The organism is Paraburkholderia sp. JHI2823, from assembly GCF_038900695.1.
GTDB classification, from domain to species: domain Bacteria; phylum Pseudomonadota; class Gammaproteobacteria; order Burkholderiales; family Burkholderiaceae; genus Paraburkholderia; species Paraburkholderia mimosarum.
This window is the reverse complement of the sequence record NZ_JAYMRY010000148.1, coordinates 1-983: the sequence shown is the minus strand read 5'-3', so window position 1 is coordinate 983 and position 983 is coordinate 1. Positions and strand designations below refer to the sequence as shown.

Sequence of the window (983 nt, the reverse complement as noted above, 5' to 3'; positions counted from 1 at the left end):
ACGAGGGCCTGAGTTTCGTCGCGAAGCGCATCGGCCACGAGTTCGCGCACAGCGACGTCGAGTACACCGCGCGTACCGCGGTCGAGAACGTGCTGCTCGTTCAGGCATGGGGCCTCGAGCACAAGTTGAGCTGGAACTTCGTGTCGTGGTCGATCAGCGCCGAATGGTTCGCCTATCTGTTTCTGTTTCCGCTGTGCGCGAGGGTGCTGAGCCAGCTATCGCGCGTGACTTGTGGTGTGATCGTGCTCGTGTGCTGGCTGACGTTGTGCGCGTACTGCTTCCTCTATAACGACGGCGATGTCGGGCTGACCACGTTCGGTGTGCTGCGGATCGTGCCGCAATTCATCGCCGGATACTGGCTGTTCCGGCTCGTGAAGACGTGGGAGGTCGGCGATGTCGCGATGTGCGTCGGTCTTGTCGCGCTGATGATCCTGATGTGCGTGCCGACCACGTTGCCGTTCATGCTGCTGCCGGTGATCCTGCTCGTGATCGCGGGTCTCGCGAACGGCGGCGTGATCGGCAACGCGCTGTTCGGCAATCGGGTCGCCGTGTTTCTCGGCGAGATCTCGTTTTCGATCTATCTGATTCACCCGATTCTGCAGATCGCCTGCAACCAGGTCGTCAAACAGCTGTATGTGCCACAGACCCCGGGCGTCGCCATGCTGATATTGGTCGTCGAACTAGGCGTGGTCGTGGCCGGCGGGGCGCTCGGCTATTACCTGATCGAGCTACCGGCGCGTCGTGCGTTCATCGCGAAGGCACGGGCATGGCGCACCAGGGCAGCGGCTTCGGACGACACGGGGACGCCAATGGCGCCAGCATCCTGATCGGCAGTGTCTCCCGCGACGGCGCGCGGTCCCGTCGATCGTGCGAAGCGAAGCACGACAGACAAGCAAAAAGCCCAGTCACGAGGACTGGGCTTTTTGCTTGAAACTTGTTGGTGCCGGAAAGAGGAATCGAACCCCCGACCTTCGCATTACGAA

General features: G+C 61.7%; 1 protein-coding gene. It reads left to right on the top strand.

Going from position 1 to position 983, the window contains the following annotated elements:
* Positions 1-827: acyltransferase (locus VSR34_RS38000; RefSeq protein WP_342965187.1), on the top strand; the 827-nt coding region annotated here is incomplete at its 5' end.
* Positions 828-983 lie beyond the last annotated feature (156 nt).